General features: G+C 58.8%; 12 protein-coding genes. All 12 read left to right on the top strand.

The window, feature by feature from the left end:
* Positions 1 to 116 precede the first annotated feature (116 nt).
* Positions 117 to 1505, top strand: coding sequence for a DnaA/Hda family protein (locus BCS36_RS11465; RefSeq protein WP_291303025.1), 1389 nt, complete (start codon positions 117 to 119; stop codon positions 1503 to 1505).
* A 149-nt stretch (positions 1506 to 1654) separates the two neighbouring features.
* Positions 1655 to 2809 (top strand): DNA polymerase III subunit beta, encoded by a 1155-nt coding sequence (dnaN, locus tag BCS36_RS11460; protein WP_291303024.1) that lies wholly within the window; start codon positions 1655 to 1657, stop codon positions 2807 to 2809.
* Complete coding sequence (gene gyrB, locus BCS36_RS11455; protein ID WP_291303023.1) at positions 2809 to 5214, top strand: DNA topoisomerase (ATP-hydrolyzing) subunit B; 2406 nt, start codon at positions 2809 to 2811, stop codon at positions 5212 to 5214. Before dnaN ends, gyrB begins: the two co-directional genes overlap by 1 nt.
* Positions 5215 to 5452: 238 nt before the next feature.
* Positions 5453 to 8020 carry a DNA gyrase subunit A gene (gene gyrA / locus BCS36_RS11450; protein ID WP_291303022.1) on the top strand — a complete coding sequence of 856 codons (2568 nt, stop codon included), beginning with the start codon at positions 5453 to 5455 and terminating at the stop codon, positions 8018 to 8020.
* Between the two features lie 14 nt (positions 8021 to 8034).
* Complete coding sequence (locus BCS36_RS11445) at positions 8035 to 8952, top strand: hypothetical protein (protein ID WP_291303021.1); 918 nt, start codon at positions 8035 to 8037, stop codon at positions 8950 to 8952.
* A gap of 5 nt (positions 8953 to 8957) precedes the next feature.
* Entirely contained in the window at positions 8958 to 10361 is a 1404-nt protein-coding gene (gene purF / locus BCS36_RS11440; protein ID WP_291303020.1) for an amidophosphoribosyltransferase, read from the top strand.
* Between the two features lie 61 nt (positions 10362 to 10422).
* A complete protein-coding gene (gene hisS, locus BCS36_RS11435) occupies positions 10423 to 11673 on the top strand; it encodes a histidine--tRNA ligase (RefSeq protein ID WP_291303019.1) in 1251 nt (416 codons plus the stop codon).
* A gap of 19 nt (positions 11674 to 11692) precedes the next feature.
* Positions 11693 to 13567: an aspartate--tRNA ligase gene (gene aspS / locus BCS36_RS11430; RefSeq protein WP_291303124.1), complete on the top strand. Its 1875-nt coding sequence runs from the start codon at positions 11693 to 11695 to the stop codon at positions 13565 to 13567.
* 43 nt (positions 13568 to 13610) lie between these two features.
* Positions 13611 to 14129 carry a peptide deformylase gene (gene def / locus BCS36_RS11425; RefSeq protein WP_291303018.1) on the top strand — a complete coding sequence of 173 codons (519 nt, stop codon included), beginning with the start codon at positions 13611 to 13613 and terminating at the stop codon, positions 14127 to 14129.
* On the top strand, positions 14102 to 15115 hold the full coding sequence (gene fmt / locus BCS36_RS11420) for a methionyl-tRNA formyltransferase (RefSeq protein ID WP_291303017.1): 1014 nt from the start codon (positions 14102 to 14104) through the stop codon (positions 15113 to 15115). The genes def and fmt overlap by 28 nt, the downstream gene beginning before the upstream one ends.
* Positions 15116 to 15680: 565 nt before the next feature.
* The gene (locus BCS36_RS11415; RefSeq protein ID WP_291303016.1) at positions 15681 to 16565 is read left to right on the top strand and encodes a DUF116 domain-containing protein; all 885 of its coding nucleotides are present in this window, start codon (positions 15681 to 15683) and stop codon (positions 16563 to 16565) included.
* Entirely contained in the window at positions 16549 to 18237 is a 1689-nt protein-coding gene (locus tag BCS36_RS11410) for a transcription antitermination factor NusB (protein ID WP_291303015.1), read from the top strand. The genes BCS36_RS11415 and BCS36_RS11410 overlap by 17 nt, the downstream gene beginning before the upstream one ends.
* Positions 18238 to 18460: the final 223 nt, after the last annotated feature.

Below are 18460 nucleotides of genomic sequence, written 5' to 3'. Positions count from 1 at the left end.
ATGAACTTCCCTTGTTCCTGTATGGCGGAAGCCGAAAAAAACGGAGCCGGGAACAACCCTGCGGACCAAGCCTTTATCCACAGGGCACGGCCTGTGCGGGCACTGAACATAGAACTATGCTGAAAAACGAGTTGCGGAACATACTGGCGGAACACCAGGCCATCGCGGGGGAAACCTCCTGGCTGGACAGCCTTACACTGCGCCAGGAAGAGAATACTCTGCGGGTGGTTTTTCCGCACATGTATTTCGCGGCATGGTTCAGCCGCCACAAACGCGCCGCCTTTGAAGAGGCCCTCAACCACCACTTTGAAGAACTGAGCGCAAGCCCGGCCCCGCAAATCGTGTATGAGCGCGCCGCCCCCCTCGCGCAGCATGTGGAAGCCCCCATGCCCGTGAACGCGGATTGCGGCTCTGACAGCCCCGATGGCGAGGCCGCCCGCGAAGACCCGTTTGCCGGGTTCATTTTTAACAACAAGAACACCTTTCCCCTGGCCACAGCCAGAGAAATTGCCGTAAATACCGACTCCACGGCCTATAATCCTTTTCTGGTCTGCGGGCGCAGCGGCACGGGTAAAAGTCATCTGCTGCAAGCCATTTCAGCCATGCTGGCGCGCACCACGGATGCGGCGCGCATGGTCTGCGCCAATGCGGCCCGCTTTTGCTCTGAAGACACGGTGTGGGCCAAAAGGCCCGAACTTTTTTGGCAGCGGTACGACGTCCTCATTCTGGACGACATACAGGACATGTCCGGGCAAAGCGGCTGGCAGGGCAACCTTGTGGCCTGTATGGACGCCTGCCCCGGCAGACAGGAAAACGTCGTTTCCCTTGGCCGTCAGCAGGGCAGCGCCTTTGTGTGCGATACGCAAGCGCGCAAAGAGGGAAAGGGCAGAGCTGCCCCGCGCATGATTTTTGCCTGCTCCGGCCATCCGCAAACGCTCAAGACGCTAGACGAACGCCTGCGCTCCCGGCTTGAAAGCGGCCTTGTGGTGGAATTGATGGAACCTGACCTTGATGTGCGGCTGCGCTATCTGCAACTCATCTGCAGGGAGCGACGCCTGCCCCTTACCCGCGAACAGCTGCTTTTTCTTGCGCAGCGCTGTTCGCAGTTCCGTCTTTTACAGGGGCTTATGCTCAAGGTCGGCGCCTACTGCGCGGTTAAGGGGCACAGTCTGACCCAGACAGACCTGGAAAATATCGTGCGCACGGGCGTGGCTGAAAAAATGCCGGGCTGCCGCGAAATTCTGGCCGATGTGGCCAAGAGTCTCAGCCTCAAGACTGAAGACGTTCTTGGCGGCAAACGTCGGCCTGATCTGGTGCTTGCCCGGCAGATAGCCATGTACGTCTGCCGTAAAAAACTGGGGCTTTCCTACCCGGAACTGGGCAGGGCTTTTGGCGGGCGTGATCATAGTACTGTCATCCATGCCATTAAAAAGATTAACAAACTTCTAGTTAGTGACAAAAGGGTCAGCGCGTTAGTGACAGAACTTGAATTAAAAACACCCTGACCCCCTGTTACTGCTGGGCATCCCACGCGGCTGTTCCCGACGTTCCTTGAGAGCAGCCCGGAGTGTTCCATAAAAAATTCAATCTTTACAACATGTTTTATAAATTACGCACAAAGAAACAGCGCTAATAATAGTTAAGGAAAGAATTTATGAAACTAACTGTGAATAAAGAACAGATCATCGAAGGTCTGCTGAAGGCTGTTGCCATTATTCCTGCCAAGGCAGGGGCGCAGTATCTGCGCTCCATCTGGCTCAAGGCGGATGAAAACGGGCTTTCGGTCATGTCCACTGACGCCAACATCGAGTTCACGGGCTGCTATCAGGCAGAGGTGGCGGAGCCTGGCCTCATAGGCGTGCAGGGCAGAGCCTTTGTGGATCTGGTGCGTCAGCTGCCTTCGGGCTTGCTGCATCTTTCCCTTGACGAGGCGTCGGGCAATCTGCTTCTTGAGCAGGGTCGCCGCTCCTACAAACTGCCGGTAAGCGGCGCTGAATGGTTTCAGAATTTTTCCACCTTTCCTGAAGAAAACACCGTGACCTGGTCAGGCGACTTTCTTCAGGATGTGCTGGACAAGGTGACGTTCTGCATCAGCGAGGACGACGCTATGGACGCCATAGCCTGCCTGTGCATGAAGCCCAGGGGCAACGGACGCATTGACGTGTGCGGTCTTAACGGCCACCAGTTCGCCCTTGTGTCCTTCACCCATGACGAACTTGCCGAAAGGCTGCCCGAAGAGGGCATACTCATTCAGAAGAAATACCTTCAGGATATCAAAAAATGGCTGGGCGTTGACGAGATTGAACTGAACATTACCGAAAAACGCCTGTACCTGCGCAGCCTTGGCAAGGCCGAGACCCTGAGCCTGCCGCGTGCGGCGCACCAGTACCCCGACTACAACATCTTCATGAGCAAGCTGGCCAGCGGCGACATGCATCCTATGACCCTTGAGCGCAAGGAAGCCATGGAAGCTCTGGGCCGCATTCTTATCTTCAATACCGAAAGCGACCGTTGCACCTATATGGACCTTTCCGCCAGCGAAGCCCTGCTTTCCGCTCAGGGGCAGGACGTGGGCTCGGCCAATGAAAACCTTGAAGTTGCCTACGGCGGCGATATCAAGCGTATTGCCTTTCCCACGCGCAGCCTCATGGATGTGCTCGGACACTTTGTTTCCGCCAAGATAGACATGATGCTCACCGGGGCTGAAGGCCCCTGCGGCGTGCGCGGCGCTGACGACCCGGATTATACGGTCATCATCATGCCCATGAAGGTTTCTGAAACGACCTACTATAGCGAGGAAGACGTTTAATGGCTCCCCAAACCCCCGGTAACGGCGGCTACAACGCCTCTTCCATTACCATTCTGGAAGGGCTCTCTGCCGTGCGCAAGCGCCCGGCCATGTATATTGGTTCCACAGACGCGCGCGGCCTGCATCACCTGGTGTACGAAGTGGTGGACAACGCCATTGACGAGGCCATGGCGGGCTACTGCACGCGCGTTACCGTCATTCTGCACGCTGACAACAGCGTCACTGTGCGCGACGACGGGCGCGGCATTCCCGTGGACATCCACCCCAAGGAAGGCGTGTCCGCGGTTCAGGTGGTCATGACAAAGCTGCATGCCGGCGGCAAGTTTGACAACTCCAGCTACAAGGTATCCGGCGGCCTGCACGGCGTGGGCGTGTCCTGCGTCAACGCCCTTTCCGAAGAGCTCACCGTGACCGTGCGCCGTGACGGCAAACGGTACCGTCAGCATTATTCGCGCGGTATTCCCCTGGACGAACTGACAGTCATCAGCGAAGGCGTGGACGGCCACGGCACCACCGTGCGCTTCAAGCCCGATGAGGAGATTTTTGAGGTTTTTGAATATTCCTACGATACGCTCAAAAAGCGCTTTGAAGAGCTGGCCTATCTCAACCAGGGCCTGACCATCGAGTGCATTGACGAGCGCATTGGCGAAACGCACGTTTTTCACGCTGAAGGCGGCATCCGGCAGTTTGTGGCCGACCTCAATTCCGGCGAGCAGGGCATTCATCCCATTATTTTCGGTGAAGGCCTTGTCGACAACGTCACCGTTGATTTCGCCCTGCAGTACAATGCGGGCTATAAAGAAAATATCCTTACCTTTGCCAACAACATCCGCACCAAGGAAGGCGGCACCCACCTTGTGGGCTTCCGCACCGCTCTTACCCGCGCCATTAACGGCTATATCAAGGGGCAGGCGGACCTGGTCAAAAAGATGAAAAACACCAGTTTGTCCGGTGACGACGTTCGTGAAGGGCTCACGGCCGTTATCAGCGTCAAGCTGCCCCAGCCGCAGTTTGAAGGGCAGACCAAGACAAAGCTCGGCAACAGCGAAGTGGCCGGGCTTGTGGCTGGCGTCATTTATGACCGCCTCAGCGTGTATTTTGAAGAAAATCCCAAGGATATCCGCCTTATCATCGACAAGGCCGTGGACGCCGCCCGCGCCCGCGACGCCGCCCGCCGCGCCAAGGAACTGGTGCGCCGCAAGGGCGCGCTTTCAGACAACTCCCTGCCCGGCAAGCTGGCTGACTGCCAGAGTAAGGATCCGGTGGAATCTGAACTCTTTATCGTGGAAGGTGATTCGGCAGGCGGTTCGGCCAAGCAGGGGAGAAATCCCAAAAATCAGGCCATCCTGCCGCTGCGCGGCAAGATTCTGAACACCGAGCGCACCCGCTTTGACAAAATGCTTGCCAACAAGGAAGTCAAAGCCCTTATCACGGCCATGGGCGCCGGCATCGGCGAGGAAGACACCGACCTCGACAAGCTGCGCTACCACAAGATCATCATCATGACAGACGCCGACGTGGACGGAGCGCACATCCGCACCCTGCTGCTGACCTTCTTTTTCCGTCAGTATCAGGAAATGGTGGAGCGCGGTTTTGTCTACATCGCGCAGCCCCCGCTGTACCGCGCGCACAACTCGCGCATGGAAAAATTCATCAAGGACGATACGGAGCTCAACGCCTTTCTGCTTTCCCGGGTGAGTGAAGACGTCACCATTGTGGCGAACAATGGCCGTGAATATACGGGCACCGACCTCACCGCCTTTGTGGAGCGCATCGAGAGCATCGAGGCGCGCCTTGGCGACGCTGAAATGAGCGGCATCCCGCGCGATCTCTTTCTGGCCATGGCCACCTACCCCGCGCAGATTGAACCGGCCATGCTGGAACGGCAGGATACCGGCTTCACGGACTGGCTGAACGAGCGCGGCTATATGCTGACCCTTGAGCATGAGAAGAGCGAAGACGACGAAGAACGCCTGTTCGCCATATTTGAAAATACCGGCGGGCACCAGACCCGGCGCGGCATGGAATTTTTCGCCTCGCGTCTGTACCGCATAACCTGGCAGCTTTTTGCCGATCTGCGTGAAGAATGCGGCGGTCTTGACTTCAGCATCCGCCGTAAAGACGGCCTAGCGCCCGCTGAAAGCCTTGCCGACCTTGTGCGCATGGTGCTGGATGAGGCCCGCAGGGGCATCAATATCCAGCGCTACAAAGGTCTTGGTGAAATGAACCCCGAACAGCTCTGGGTAACGACCATGAATCCTGAAAACCGTATTCTTCTGCAGGTTTCTGTGGAAGACGCCAACGAGGCCTCGGACGCCTTTATGGAACTTATGGGCGACAGGGTGGAACCGCGCCGCGAATACATCGAGCGCAATGCCCTGGCTGTTCAGGATCTGGATATTTAATGAACTGATGCTGTTGGAAGAGCGTGTTTCAGGGAGGCCCATGGTTTGGGCGGGGCCTCTCCGCCACCTCTTCCGGTAGATTTTTTATTTTTGTTATGGCGCGAGAACATTGACCGGCAGTCGGCGGTTTTTCGCGGTATACCACTTGAAAAGGGGATTAAGGGGGCAAGCCCCCGGCCGCCGGAAACGGCGGTTCCCTTGCCCCTCAAAAAACGCAGCGAGGCCCGCAGTGGCAGAAATGCAGCAGCCGCAGATAAGCATAGAAAAAGAACTCCGCAAATCGTATCTGGAGTATTCCCTTTCAGTCATCATCGGGCGTGCCATCCCGGACGCGCGCGACGGCCTGAAGCCCGTGCACAGGCGCATCATGTTCGCCCAGTACGAGCTTGCCAACAACTATAACCGTCCGCACAAAAAGTCCGCCCGCGTCGTCGGTGACGTCATCGGTAAGTATCATCCCCATGGCGACTCTGCCGTGTATGGTGCCCTGGTGCGTATGGCGCAGGAATTTTCCATGCGCGATCCGCTGGTGGACGGGCAGGGCAACTTCGGTTCCATTGACGGCGACGCCCCGGCAGCCATGCGTTATACTGAAGTGCGCATGTCAAAACTGGCCCAGGAATTTCTGGCCGACCTTGACAAAAACACTGTCGATTTTCGCCCCAACTACGATAATACCCTGCAAGAACCTACGGTTATGCCGAGCAAGGTTCCCAACCTGCTGCTCAACGGCAGTTCGGGTATTGCCGTTGGTATGGCCACCAATATTCCGCCCCATAACCTTGGGGAGCTGTGCGACGCCCTGCAGGTGCTGCTTGATAACCCCCAGTGCAGCATTGACGACCTTATGGAGCATGTGAAAGGGCCGGACTTCCCCACCAGCGGTTTTGTCTACGCGGGCAAGGGGCTGTACGACGCCTATCACACCGGGCGCGGCACCGTGAAAGTCCGCGGCCGCATGGAAATCGAAGACCGCAAGAAGGGCGCGCAGTCCATCGTCATCAGGGAAATTCCCTACGGGCTCAACAAGTCCTCGCTGGTGGAAAAAATCGCGGCCCTGGTCAATGACCGCAAGATAGACGGCATCACCGACCTGCGCGATGAATCTGACCGTAAGGGCATCCGCGTGGTCATTGACCTCAAGCGCGGCACCATTCCGGATATCGTCATCAACGGCCTGTACAAGTTTACGCCGCTGGAAACGAGCTTCGGCATCAATATGATGGCGGTGGTGGACAATCGCCCGCAACTGCTTAATCTCAAGACAGCGCTTACCTGCTTTATTGATCATCGGCGTGAGGTGGTCATCCGCCGCACCCGGTATGATCTTGAAAAAGCCGAGGCCCGCGCCCATATTCTTGAAGGCCTGCGCGTCGCCATCGACAATATTGATGAGGTGGTGGCCCTTATCCGCGCGTCCGCCAATCCGGAGGAAGCCCGCGCCGCCCTCATGAAGCGGTTTGAATTTTCAGAGGTTCAGGCCAAGGCCATTCTTGAAATGCGCCTGCAACGCCTCACGGGCCTGCAGCGCGAAGAACTTATGGCCGAATACAAGGACCTTTTGCAGAAGATTGAGTTCTACCGCTCCATTCTTGAAAATGTAGAGGTGCTGCGCAGCGAGCTCAGGCGTGAAATCCGCGAGATCCGCGAAACCTTCGTGACGCCGCGCCGCACCGAAGTGCTGCGCGAGGCTCTGACCGACATTGATATTGAAGACCTCATTCCGGACGAAGAAGTGGTCATCACCCTGTCGCGTCGTGGCTACATGAAGCGCACAGGCCTTGAAAACTATCAGCAGCAGAAGCGCGGCGGCAAGGGCATTGCCGCCCTGCACACTTCTGATGACGACTATGTGCAGGAATTTTTAACCACGACCAATCACCAGTACCTCTGCCTCTTTACCAACAAGGGCCGCATGCACCAGCTCAAGGTGCACCAGGTGCCCGAAGGCAGCCGTACGGCCAAGGGCGTGCATATCAACAACCTGTTGCCCCTTGAGGAAAACGAGTGGGTCACCACCGTGCTGGCCCTGCGTGAATTCGCCGAGGACAAGTACTTCCTCTTTGTGACCAGGCGCGGCATGGTCAAGCGCTCCTCGGCCTCGCTGTATGCCCGGTGCCGCAAAACCGGCCTCATGGCCGTGGGCCTGCGTGAGGACGACGAACTCGTGGTGGTGCGTCCCATCCGTGAAGACAGCCACATAGTGCTGGCCACGGCCGACGGCATCGCCATCCGCTTCTCGTGCAGGGATGTGCGGCCCATGGGTCGCGTGGCCACCGGCGTCAAGGGCATAGCCCTGCGCAGGCAGGATTTTGTGGTCGCGGGCGTTATCGTGAAGGAAACGGACCAGACCACGGAGATCATGTCCATTTCCGCCAACGGCTATGGCAAGCGCACCAGCGTCGAGCTTTACCGCCTGCAGTCGCGCGGCGGCAAGGGCATCATCAACTTCAAGGTCACCGGCAAGACCGGGCCTGTGGTTGGGGCCATGCCCGTACGCGACAACGACGGCCTGATCCTGCTGACTTCGGCCAACAAGATCGTGCGTATCAGCGTGGATGAAGTGCGCACCAAGGGCCGCGCCACCATGGGCGTCATGCTGGTGCGTCTGGATGAAGGCGGCCATGTTGTGGGCTTTGACCGTGTGGACGAAGGCGGGCAGACCGGCCGTTACGTCAATGAGGAACTGGACGATGCAACGCCCATTGCGGTGGGAGAAGGCGCGCAGACCCCTGAGGGGGATGCCGCTGACACCGCCGAGGACGAAGCAGCGAGCCAGCGGGACGAGCCGGAAGATGACGCCTGATAAGGCCTTGCGGCATGTTTTTTACTGTTGAAAAACAGGGGTTCGGGGGGGCCGTTGCGCCCCCCCGGTCGCCGCAGAGCGCGTGGGGGCAGCTTGCGGCGTTTACAGGGCAGGGGGCTGCATGGCGGCCCCGTGTGCGCGGTTTCACCGTGTGCCTGCTCTGGTGCCTGTGTTTTTGGCTTGTGGGCTGTGACAGCCCTGCCCTGAAGGGCGACGACCTTTCACAGGCGCGGGAGGCTGTTTCGCAGCGGCAATGGTCGCTTGCCGAAAGGTTGCTTGAGCGGTATCTGCGTGAGTCGCAGGACAGTCAGGACGCCGACAGCAGGTGGGAGGCGTGGCAGCAGCTGCTTGTGGTGGTCAATGCCGCCGGCCAGGAGCCACGCGCGAGCCTTGAGTATCTTGAAACCATGCAGGAAGAGTATCTGGACGACGACGCCCGCAGCGCCGTCATCCTGCAGCGTATGGCTGAAGTGTATGAGGGCCTGCACCGCTATGAGCGCGCCGTGGATATGTGGAACGCCTATATCGGTCTTGGCGGGCTGAGTGCGCAGCAGGTGCTTGAAGGATACAGGCGTCTGGCGGCCATGCAGTTCAGCCTGCGGCGGTTTGACGCTGGCGAGGACACCCTGCAGCAATGTCTGGCCCTGCCCCTGGCGGACCACGACAAGATCATGTGCATGTATGATCTGGCTGACCAGAATATGGCCAGAGAGCGCTGGCAGGAAGTCTCCGACCTGTCGCAGCAGATTCTGGACAGTGACCCTGACCAGAACGTACGGGGCCTTGCCGGGTATCTGCTGGCGGACGCCCTGGAACAACTGGGCAAGAACAGTGAAGCATTGAAGCAATTTGAATTGGCGCGCGACGCATACCCAAATCCGTCGGTCATCGACAATCGCATTGCGCATCTGCGCAAAAAACTGAAGAAGTAAGGCTTATGATTAAGCACGAATGCGGTGTTTTCGGCATTTATGACCATGACGAGGCTGCCCGTCTGGCCTACTTCGGACTTTACGCCCAGCAGCACCGGGGGCAGGAAAGTGCGGGTATAGTCACTTTTGACAAAGACGGCGTGCACGAGCACAAGGGCATGGGTCTTGTGCCCGACGTTTTTACCGAAGCCAATCTGCAAAAACTCACGGGCCGCAACGCTGTGGGCCATGTGCGCTATTCCACCACGGGCAGTTCTTCTGCCGGTAACGCCCAGCCCTTTCTGACCACCTACAAGGGCAGGGCCATAGCGCTGGCCCATAACGGCAACCTGGTCAATGCCGGGCAATTGCGCGAAGACCTTGAAAACGAGGGGGCCATTTTTTCCACCAGCAATGACACGGAAGTGTTCATGCATCTGCTGGTGCGCGCCCTGCGCCACAATGACCTGCCGGGAGCCGTCAAGGAGGCCTGTTACAGGGTGCGCGGCGCGTACTGCCTGCTGGTCATGATGGACGGCATTATGGTGGCCGTGCGCGATCCTCACGGCTTTCATCCTCTGGCCTTTGGCCGCATGAACGGGAGCCCGGTCTTTGCGTCCGAAACCTGCGCCTTTGACCTGCTGGAGGCGGAGTACGTCCGCTCCGTGGCTCCTGGTGAAGTGGTGGTGGTTGAAGGCAACAGCGTGCGCAGCGAGAGCCTTATTCAGCCCATGCCCGAAAAGCCCGCCCAGTGCATTTTCGAGCTGGTGTATTTCGCCCGGCCCGACTCCTACGTGTTTGACGAGCAGGTCTACCTGTGCCGCAAAAAAATGGGCTGCAACCTGGCCAATGAATCCACGCCGGACGTTGACTTCGTCATGCCCTTTCCTGACTCCGGCATCTATCCCGCCCTGGGCTTCGCCCAGTGTTCGGGCCTGCCGTACGAGCATGCCATGATACGCAACCACTACGTGGGGCGTACCTTTATTCAGCCTTCGCAGAGCATGCGCAGCTTCGGCGTGCGGGTGAAGATCAACCCCGTGCGCGAGATGATCGAAGGCAAGCGCATCTGCATTATTGACGACAGCATCGTGCGCGGCACCACCATGATGACCCGCGTCAAAAAGCTGCGTGAGCTTGGGGCCAAGGAAGTGCACATCCGCATTTCGTCGCCGCCGGTCGTCTCGCCCTGCTATTACGGCATTGATTTTTCTTCGCGGGGCGAGCTTATCGCGGCCCAGCACAATCTGGCGGAAATAACGCGCAAGCTGGATGTGGATTCACTGCATTATCTCAGCATAGAGGGACTGCTTGGTTCCGTTGCGCAGCCGCAGAATTACTGCATGGCCTGCTTTACAGGAAACTACCCCGTGCCCTGTGAGGACTGCGGCGGCAAGTTTAAGCTTGAAGGCTCCTGCGGTTCACGCTAATTTCTGGCCCCCGGCCAGGAGGCCGAATAAGCGCCCGGCACCGGGTACATCTGAGGAAGACATGAGCATTGCACGCATCAAGGGTTTCGCGGACATGTTTCCGCCGGACAGCGAAGTTTTTACCCGCATCGAGAATACGTCGCGGGATATTTTCAGCCGTTATGGTTTTGTGGAATTGCGCACGCCCATTGTGGAATTTACCGAGCTTTTTCAGCGCTCCATTGGTGAGGAAACCGATGTGGTGCAAAAAGAAATGTATACCTTTCCCGACCGCAAGGGCCGGTCGCTGACCCTGCGGCCCGAGGCCACGGCGGGCGTCATGCGCGCCTATATTGAAAGCGGCCTCGCCAACAGGGAAGCGGTAAGCCGCCTCTTCACCACCGGGCCCATGTTCCGCTATGAGCGCCCGCAAAAGGGCCGCATGCGGCAGTTCCACCAGATCAACTGCGAATGCCTCGGTTCGCACAGCCCCTATGCCGATGCCGACCTTATCAGCATGCTGCTGCGCTTTCTGGACGCCCTGGGCCTTGCTGACCTGACCCTCAAGGTAAACTCCCTCGGCTGCTCCGAGTGCCGCCCCAGGTTCAAGGAGGCCCTGCTGGCCTACCTGCAAACCGTGGACAGCGCCGCCCTTTGCCCGGACTGCGCCCGCAGGGTGAATACCAATCCCCTGCGCGTGCTGGACTGCAAGCAGCCCGGCTGCCGCGCCATCACCGACGCGGCCCCCAAGCTGCTCGACTATAACTGCCCGGATTGTCGCGCCCACTTTGACACGGTGATGGGTCTGCTCGACGCGGAAAAGCTGGCCTATGAGCTTGATCACAGGCTGGTGCGCGGGCTGGACTACTATTGCCGTACCACCTTTGAGGTGGTAAGCGGCAGCATTGGCGCGCAGGCTGCCGTTGCCGGCGGCGGCCGTTATGACGGTCTTGTAAAGAGCCTTGGCGGCCCTGACGCCCCAGGCGTGGGCTTTGCTGCGGGTATGGAACGTCTGGCCCTCATGATGGGCGCAGGCGCGGCAAATCCTGCGGACTTCTATCTTGTGGCCATGGATGCCCAAAGCAGAACGCAGGGCTACGCCCTGGCCCAGAATCTGCGAAGCGCTGGCCTCAGGGGCGAAATGAATTTCAGCGAAGGCGGCTTTAAAAGCCTCATGCGCCAGGCTGGCAAGTCCGGCGCGCGCTACTGCCTTATTATGGGGCCGGATGAAGCGGCCCAGCACACAGTGGTCATAAAAAATCTGGAAAGCGGAGAGCAGACAGCCGTTCCGCAGTCTGAAGCACTACACTTTTTGCAAACGGGAACCAACTAACATGACTCAAGAAAGCCAGATGGCGGAACAGACGCCCGCGCAGGGCCAGGACGTGCAGCAGGAGCATCAGAAGTACATCGCTGACCTTGGCCAGTGGCATCGCACCCACAATTGCGGTGAACTGACCCTTGCCAATGACGGGCAGGATGTCTGCATCATGGGCTGGGTACAGTACCGGCGCGACCATGGCGGTCTTATCTTTGTGGATCTTCGCGACCGCATGGGCCTTACCCAGGTTGTGTTCAGCCCTGACGCGGCCCCCAAGGCGCACGAAAACGCGCACATTCTGCGTTCTGAGTATGTGCTCGCCATCAAGGGCAAGGTGCGCCCGCGCCCCGAGGGCATGATCAACCCCAATATGGTTACGGGTCAGATCGAAGTGGTGGCCACCGAATGGAAGCTGCTCAACACCTCCAAGACCCCCCCCTTCGCCATTGAAGACCGCTGCGACGCCGGTGAAAACCTGCGTCTGACCTGGCGGTACCTTGACCTGCGCCGCCCGCGCATGCAGGCCAATCTTCGCCTGCGCCACAAGGTGGCCCAGTGCGTGCGCCGCTATCTGGACGACAACAGCTTTGTGGAGGTGGAAACCCCCATCCTCACCAAGTCCACGCCTGAAGGGGCGCGTGACTTTCTGGTGCCCAGCCGCCTGAATTCCGGCGAATTCTACGCCCTGCCGCAGTCGCCGCAGCTGTTCAAGCAGCTGCTCATGGTGGCCGGTATGGACCGTTATTTCCAGATTGTGCGCTGCTTCCGCGACGAAGACCTGCGCGCCGACCGCCAGCCCGAGTTCACCCAGGTGGACATCGAAATGAGCTTTGCGGACGAGGAAACGGTCATGGGAATGGCCGAAGGGCTTATGGCCCGCGTGTTCAAGGACGTCATGGGCAGGGACATTGCGCTGCCCTTCCCCCGCATGCCCTGGGACGAGGCCATGGCCCGCTATGGCGTGGACAAGCCCGATACCCGCTTTGGACTTGAACTCGTCAACATTACCGACATTGTGCGCGGTTCCGGCTTCAAGCTTTTTGCCACCGCGCCCCTGGTCAAGGGTATGAAGGTTCCCGGCGGCGAAGGCATGACCCGCAAGGAAATCGACGCCTTTACCGAATTTGTGAAAATCTACGGCGCTCAGGGTCTGGCCTGGATCAAGATCAAGGCCGACGAGTGGCAGTCGCCCATCGCCAAGTTCCTTTCTGACGAGGAACGCAAGGGCATTGCCGAAGCTCTGGACCTCAAGGTGGGCGATATCGTGTTCTTCCAGGCGGGCGAACCCGGCATGGTCAATGCGGCGCTGGGCAACCTGCGCGTGCATCTGGCGCAGCACCTCAAGCTTATCCCCGAAGACAGCTTCAATTTTCTCTGGGTTACGGATTTTCCCCTGTTTGAATACAATGATGAAGAAAAGCGTTATGTTGCCTGCCACCATCCCTTCACGGCTCCGGCTCCCGGTCATATGGAACTGATGACCACTGATCCGGCCAAGGCCCGCGCCCGCGCCTATGACATGGTGCTCAACGGCAGCGAAGTGGGCGGCGGCTCCATCCGCATCCATTCGGGCGAAGTGCAGCGCCGCATGTTTGAAGCCCTTGGCTTTACGCCCGAGCAGGCCGAAAGCCAGTTCGGCTTCCTCATTCAGGCGCTGGAGCAGGGCGCTCCGCCGCACGGCGGCCTTGCCTTCGGTCTCGACCGCCTTATCATGTTGTTAGCTGGCGCAAGCAGCATCCGCGACGTAATCGCCTTCCCCAAAACGCAAAAGGCCACCTGCCTCATGACGGATGCTCCCGCGCCCGTGGCAGCCAAGCAGCTGCGTGAACTGGGTCTGCGTCTGCGTGAACAGCCAGGCGAAAATGGCAAGACCGGTAAACCCGGCCAAGAGGCAAAGGCGGAATAATGAACGCCTGCCCCGGCCCTCCGCCGGGGCTCAAGGAAGAAATATGATTCTTGATATTGTTACCTATCCTGACCCGCGCCTCAAAGAGGTGTGCGAGCCTGTGGGCGAGGTGACGGATGAAATCCGCCAGCTGGCCGCAGACATGCTCGAAACCATGTATGAAGCGCCCGGTGTGGGCCTTGCCGCTCCACAGGTGGGCCGCAATATTCGCATGCTTGTGATGGATCCTTCCGTGCAGAAGGACGAGAGAAACCCCAGGGTGCTTATCAATCCCGTGCTGACGCTTTCCGGCGAGGAAGTGGTGAGCGAGCAGGAGGGCTGCCTTTCCGTGCCCATGAATTACCGGGCAGACGTAAAGCGCATGAGCAAGGTGCATCTGAGCGCGCGAGACCTGGACGGCAATGTTATTGAGGAAGATCTTGAAGAGTTTCCTGCCATTGTCATGCAGCACGAGTTTGACCACCTGGACGGCATTCTGTTTATTGACAGGATCAGCCGCCTGCGCCGCAGCCTGTATGACAGCAAGGTAAAAAAATGGCTCAAGAAAAAGACTGCCGAATAGTCTTTATGGGTACGCCGGATTTTGCGGCCGCCAGCTTGAAAAAGCTGGCGGCTTGGCCGCGTGCCCACATTGTGGCTGTGTATACGCAGCCTGACCGTCCAGCAGGGCGCGGCCACAAGCTTGCCATGTCGTCTGTAAAAAAACTGGCGCTGGAACTGGGCATTCCCGTGTACCAGCCAGCCAGCCTCAAGGGCGCTGTGGCGCAGGCCGAGCTTGCGGCCCTCAAGCCCGATGTGCTGGCCGTGGCTGCCTATGGCCTGATTTTGCCTGACGCCGTGTTGGCCATGCCCCGGCTTGCCCCTGTCAACGTTCACGCCTCCGTGCTGCCCGGGCTTCGCGGCGCGGCGCCCATCCAGCGGGCAGTTATGGAAGGCTGGCAGCCGGAATCCCGCGCTGGTATATCCATTATGCGCATAGGCAGCAAACTTGATGCGGGGCCTGTTTACGCCATGAGCGATATGCTCATTGGCGAGCATACCTCCGGCACGCTGCACGACGCCCTGGCCGAAATGGGCGCTGATCTGCTGGTAAAGGTGCTGGATGACATGCTTGAGGGCCGGGCCGAAGCTGTTGAGCAGGATGAAAGCCTTGCCACCCACGCTGCCAAGATTGCCAAACGTGACGGTTTTGTGGACTGGACGCGTACGGCGGCGCAGATTCATGCGCAGATTCGCGGCGTTACGCCCAAGCCCGGCGCGCGCACCGTGCTGCATCTTGATGCGGCCAATAATTTTGCCGCCCAGCTTCTGCCGCTGATTGTTTCACCTGGAACAGTGGGCGAGGCCACGGCGGGCGAAGAAACTGGCACATTGCGTCGTGACAGCCAGGGGCTTGGCGTTGCCTGCGCTGACCGCTGGTATATGTTCGGCATGGTGCGGCCCGAGGGTCGCAAGGACATGCCCGTGCGCGATCTGCTCAACGGCAGCCTCAAGAATCTGCCTGAAGGATTTTGCGGGCATGCCCGACAACCTGAAGAGCCAGCATAGGGCACAGCTTGCCCTGGAATTTTTGTGGTGAGGGATACTTTTTTAAAGGGTCCCTCTTTCTTGTTTTTGCAGCCGGTGCGTGCCTCTTTGTGTATGGTGATGCGCAGGCTTAAGCTTGAGGCGTCCGTTGCGGCCACGGCGTGAGTAGGCAGGCAACGGCTTTGGGTGACGCCTTTGGCGCAGCGTCTGAACAGCCTCCGGGCTGTGCCTGGGCAGCCTCGGGGTGCTTCATGGTTTTTACTGTTCCGAAGTTTTTTTGCTTCGACAGTTGCGGGCGCTGCCGATCGTACACGATTTTTTTGGGCGCACCCTCCGGACAAATATTTTAGGCTGACCTCTTCCGCTGGTACGCTCTTGAACCGCTGAGCGCACACCAAGAGCTGTGCAACCTGCTCTGCTGGCGGCCATTTTGGGCCTGTTTTTTTCCTTTTTTGTGTACGGGATAGGGCAGAGCCCTTTGTTGCGCAGAAGCCGCCTGAGGCGTAAAATCCGGCATACGTCTTTTTTTCCTAAGATCAGGATATTTTTTTCATTCTTGCCGTTGGGCCTGACCGCATGAGGCTTCATGAAACTGCGTAAATCTCCCTTTTCTCTCCCTCCAGATCAGTATGGGGGCGCGCGCAAGCGAACCTTTATCGGACTCATGCTGGCATCGTGCGTGGTTCTTTGTCTGGGCCTGGCGATTTTTCTTATCCTGCCCTGGTCTGATGCCCTGAACGGCGTGGTCTGGCTTGAGCGGCTGAGTGTTGTTGTGGGGCTCGTGTGCATTACTGCGCTTATGTGGCTCTGCCTGATGCTGGTGTTTCATATCTATACCGGCAAGGCTCTGCCCGGCGCGGGCAGCGTGCGCCATGTGACCATACGCCTGTTTTTCCCCCTTATGGAGTTGCTGGCCAAGTTTGTGGGCATTGACAGGGGCAGGGTGCGGCGCAGTTTCATCAAGGTGAACAACGAACTTGTGCTTTCGCGCCGCAAACCTGTGGAGCCGCACAAGCTGCTGCTGCTTTTGCCGCACTGTGTGCAGCGTTCCACCTGTCCTCACAGGCTGGTTCATAATGCTGATCTGTGCCTCCGCTGCGGCGGGTGCCCGGTCGGGGCGCTGCTCGACCTGCGGGACAAGTACGGCATCAGATTCGCCATTGCCACAGGCGGGACCATAGCGCGGCGTATTGTGGTGCAGACCCGGCCCAGTTGCATCATTGCTGTGGCCTGTGAACGCGACCTTACTTCCGGCATACAGGACAGCTATCCGCTGCCTGTCTTTGGCGTGCTCAACAGCCGCCCCAAGGGACCGTGCCTTGATACCCTTGTGCCAATGGAGGCGCTTGAGGATGTCGTCCGCCTCTTTCTCGGGCTCAGCGACAACCTGACTCCGCAACCTTTGCTGGAAAAAAAGTTGCCGGTTCACGATGCAATGAAGGGGAGGGCAGGGCATGAGCAAGGCGAATAAACCGGGCCTGCAGTTGCGCGGTTTGCCGCTCAATGGCCGCACGGCGGCATTGCGGGCTCTGCTGCTGGTGGATCAGGGCATGAGCGCGCAGCAGGCTCTTGCTTGTGTGCTTGATGCGCCTGAGGCCCGTCAGCAGGGCGTGCGTCGGGAAGGCGCACAGGCTGGCGCGGCTAAGGTCTCCGCCAGCGCATCTAGCAATACAACTGTTGCGGCTTCAAGTGGAGCCTCGTCCGGCGTGGGTCTGTCAGGGCAGGACAAGGCGCTCTGCACGGAACTCGTGTATGGCTGTCTGCGCACGGAAATTCGACTGCGCTTCATTTTGTCGTCCGTGCTGTCCAAGCCCCAGGGGCTGCCGCCCGCCATGCTCACAGTGCTGGCTCTTGCCGTGTACGGCCTGCTGTTTCAGGACAAGGTGCCCGCACACGCGGTTATTCATGAGGCCGTGGATCAGGTACGCCGTCTTTTTGGTCAGGGTCTTGCCCGTGTAGCCAATGGCGCATTGCGCTCTTTGCAGCGAATGGGGCAGGAACCTCTGGAATCAGCGTTTTATCACGCAAAGCCCAAAGGCAAAAACGCCCTGGGGCACAGCGCGAATAACGACGGTTTTTTCGCCCAATGTATTTTTTATTCCGTACCTTTGTGGATAGGCAGCTTGTGGCGTGACGCCTACGGGGAAGAAGCCGCGTTGGGGCTCATGCGGCGTGCCTTTGCAAGGCCGTACTCCGCATTGCGGGTTAATCCCGGACATCCCGGCGCGGATGCACTGTATGCGGCTTTGGCTGCAGGGGAAGAGCCTGCAACCATACATAGCCACTCTCTGCCAGTTGCCACGCAGCCTTTTCCCTCTGATGTGCTTCTTCATGGCGCTTTTCAGCCGCAAAGTGCTTTGGAGCCGTCCCAGATTTCACCGCAACATGCTGTAAATACAGATGTAACATTGTCTCATTTCGGCGCGTCTTCTACGCATGGGCCTGTTGTAGACAAGTCCGTTCCCGTCAGGATAGGGCGTTGGGGGCTGGCCTTTGCGCCAGGACAAATGCCCCGCGCTGTTCTTGGCCACGATTTGCGCCATTGGCAGGCCCTTGGCGCTCTGAGCTGGCAATCAGCAGGATCGCAAACAGCACTGCTTGAGCTTGGCCTTGACAGCTGGCGCGAACCCGTGTGGGACGCCTGCGCCGGGTATGGCGGAAAGAGCATGGCCCTGATGGAATGGGGAGTGCCGGTGGGGTTGTGTACGGACCGCTCAGCCGTACGGTTGCGTGGCCTGCCAGGGCAGTGCGCTGCTCTGAATCTGCCGCTTCCCGCCATCTGTTTGGCTGATGCCGCCCGGCCTCCTCTGCGTGCATGGCCAGGGCATATTCTCGTTGACGCGCCCTGTTCCGGCCTGGGGGTTCTGGCACGCAGACCAGACATACGCCGTCGTGAACCGCAACATCTTGCTGAACTTGAAGGGCTGCAGCGGGCCATGCTCGCTACCCTTGCGGGTTATTTGCAACCGGGCAGTGAGCTTGCCTACATCACATGCACGCTTAATCCTGCCGAAAATGAACAGGCAGTGGCCTGGTTGCTGAAATCGCACAAGAATTTACGTATGGTACGGCAGTGGCAGACAAGCCATGAGCATGCCTGGCTGGAAGGCATGTATGGTGCGGTATTGCGTAATGAGGGCTGATTTTGGTCGCATGACGCTTACGTAAGGTCAGGTTGCTGCGCTTTGCGGGGGAGGGATTCTTTTGATAAGGGGCGCCTCTCCCACGCCCCCATTCCCTAGGTTGTGTCTACACGAGTTTTTGGTTATAAGAGAGCACCATATGCGGAGGGTGCTTTCATGAAAAACGTACAGCGGCGACACGACTTATCCGATGAAGCTTGGGCTCTCCTGGAACCCCACCTGC

Source organism: Desulfovibrio sp. MES5 (assembly GCF_002237645.1).
Classification (GTDB): domain Bacteria; phylum Desulfobacterota; class Desulfovibrionia; order Desulfovibrionales; family Desulfovibrionaceae; genus Desulfovibrio.
This window is presented reverse-complemented; position numbering and strand designations above follow the sequence as displayed.

What these genes read in the sequence shown, in the direction of transcription:
- BCS36_RS11465 (WP_291303025.1), top strand. Translation starts at nt 117, where the DNA reads ATGCTGAAAAACGAGTTGCGGAACATACTGGCGGAACACCAGGCCATC.
- dnaN (WP_291303024.1), top strand. Translation starts at nt 1,655, where the DNA reads ATGAAACTAACTGTGAATAAAGAACAGATCATCGAAGGTCTGCTGAAG.
- gyrB (WP_291303023.1), top strand. Translation starts at nt 2,809, where the DNA reads ATGGCTCCCCAAACCCCCGGTAACGGCGGCTACAACGCCTCTTCCATT.
- gyrA (WP_291303022.1), top strand. Translation starts at nt 5,453, where the DNA reads ATGCAGCAGCCGCAGATAAGCATAGAAAAAGAACTCCGCAAATCGTAT.
- BCS36_RS11445 (WP_291303021.1), top strand. Translation starts at nt 8,035, where the DNA reads ATGTTTTTTACTGTTGAAAAACAGGGGTTCGGGGGGGCCGTTGCGCCC.
- purF (WP_291303020.1), top strand. Translation starts at nt 8,958, where the DNA reads ATGATTAAGCACGAATGCGGTGTTTTCGGCATTTATGACCATGACGAG.
- hisS (WP_291303019.1), top strand. Translation starts at nt 10,423, where the DNA reads ATGAGCATTGCACGCATCAAGGGTTTCGCGGACATGTTTCCGCCGGAC.
- aspS (WP_291303124.1), top strand. Translation starts at nt 11,693, where the DNA reads ATGGCGGAACAGACGCCCGCGCAGGGCCAGGACGTGCAGCAGGAGCAT.
- def (WP_291303018.1), top strand. Translation starts at nt 13,611, where the DNA reads ATGATTCTTGATATTGTTACCTATCCTGACCCGCGCCTCAAAGAGGTG.
- fmt (WP_291303017.1), top strand. Translation starts at nt 14,102, where the DNA reads ATGGCTCAAGAAAAAGACTGCCGAATAGTCTTTATGGGTACGCCGGAT.
- BCS36_RS11415 (WP_291303016.1), top strand. Translation starts at nt 15,681, where the DNA reads ATGAAACTGCGTAAATCTCCCTTTTCTCTCCCTCCAGATCAGTATGGG.
- BCS36_RS11410 (WP_291303015.1), top strand. Translation starts at nt 16,549, where the DNA reads ATGAGCAAGGCGAATAAACCGGGCCTGCAGTTGCGCGGTTTGCCGCTC.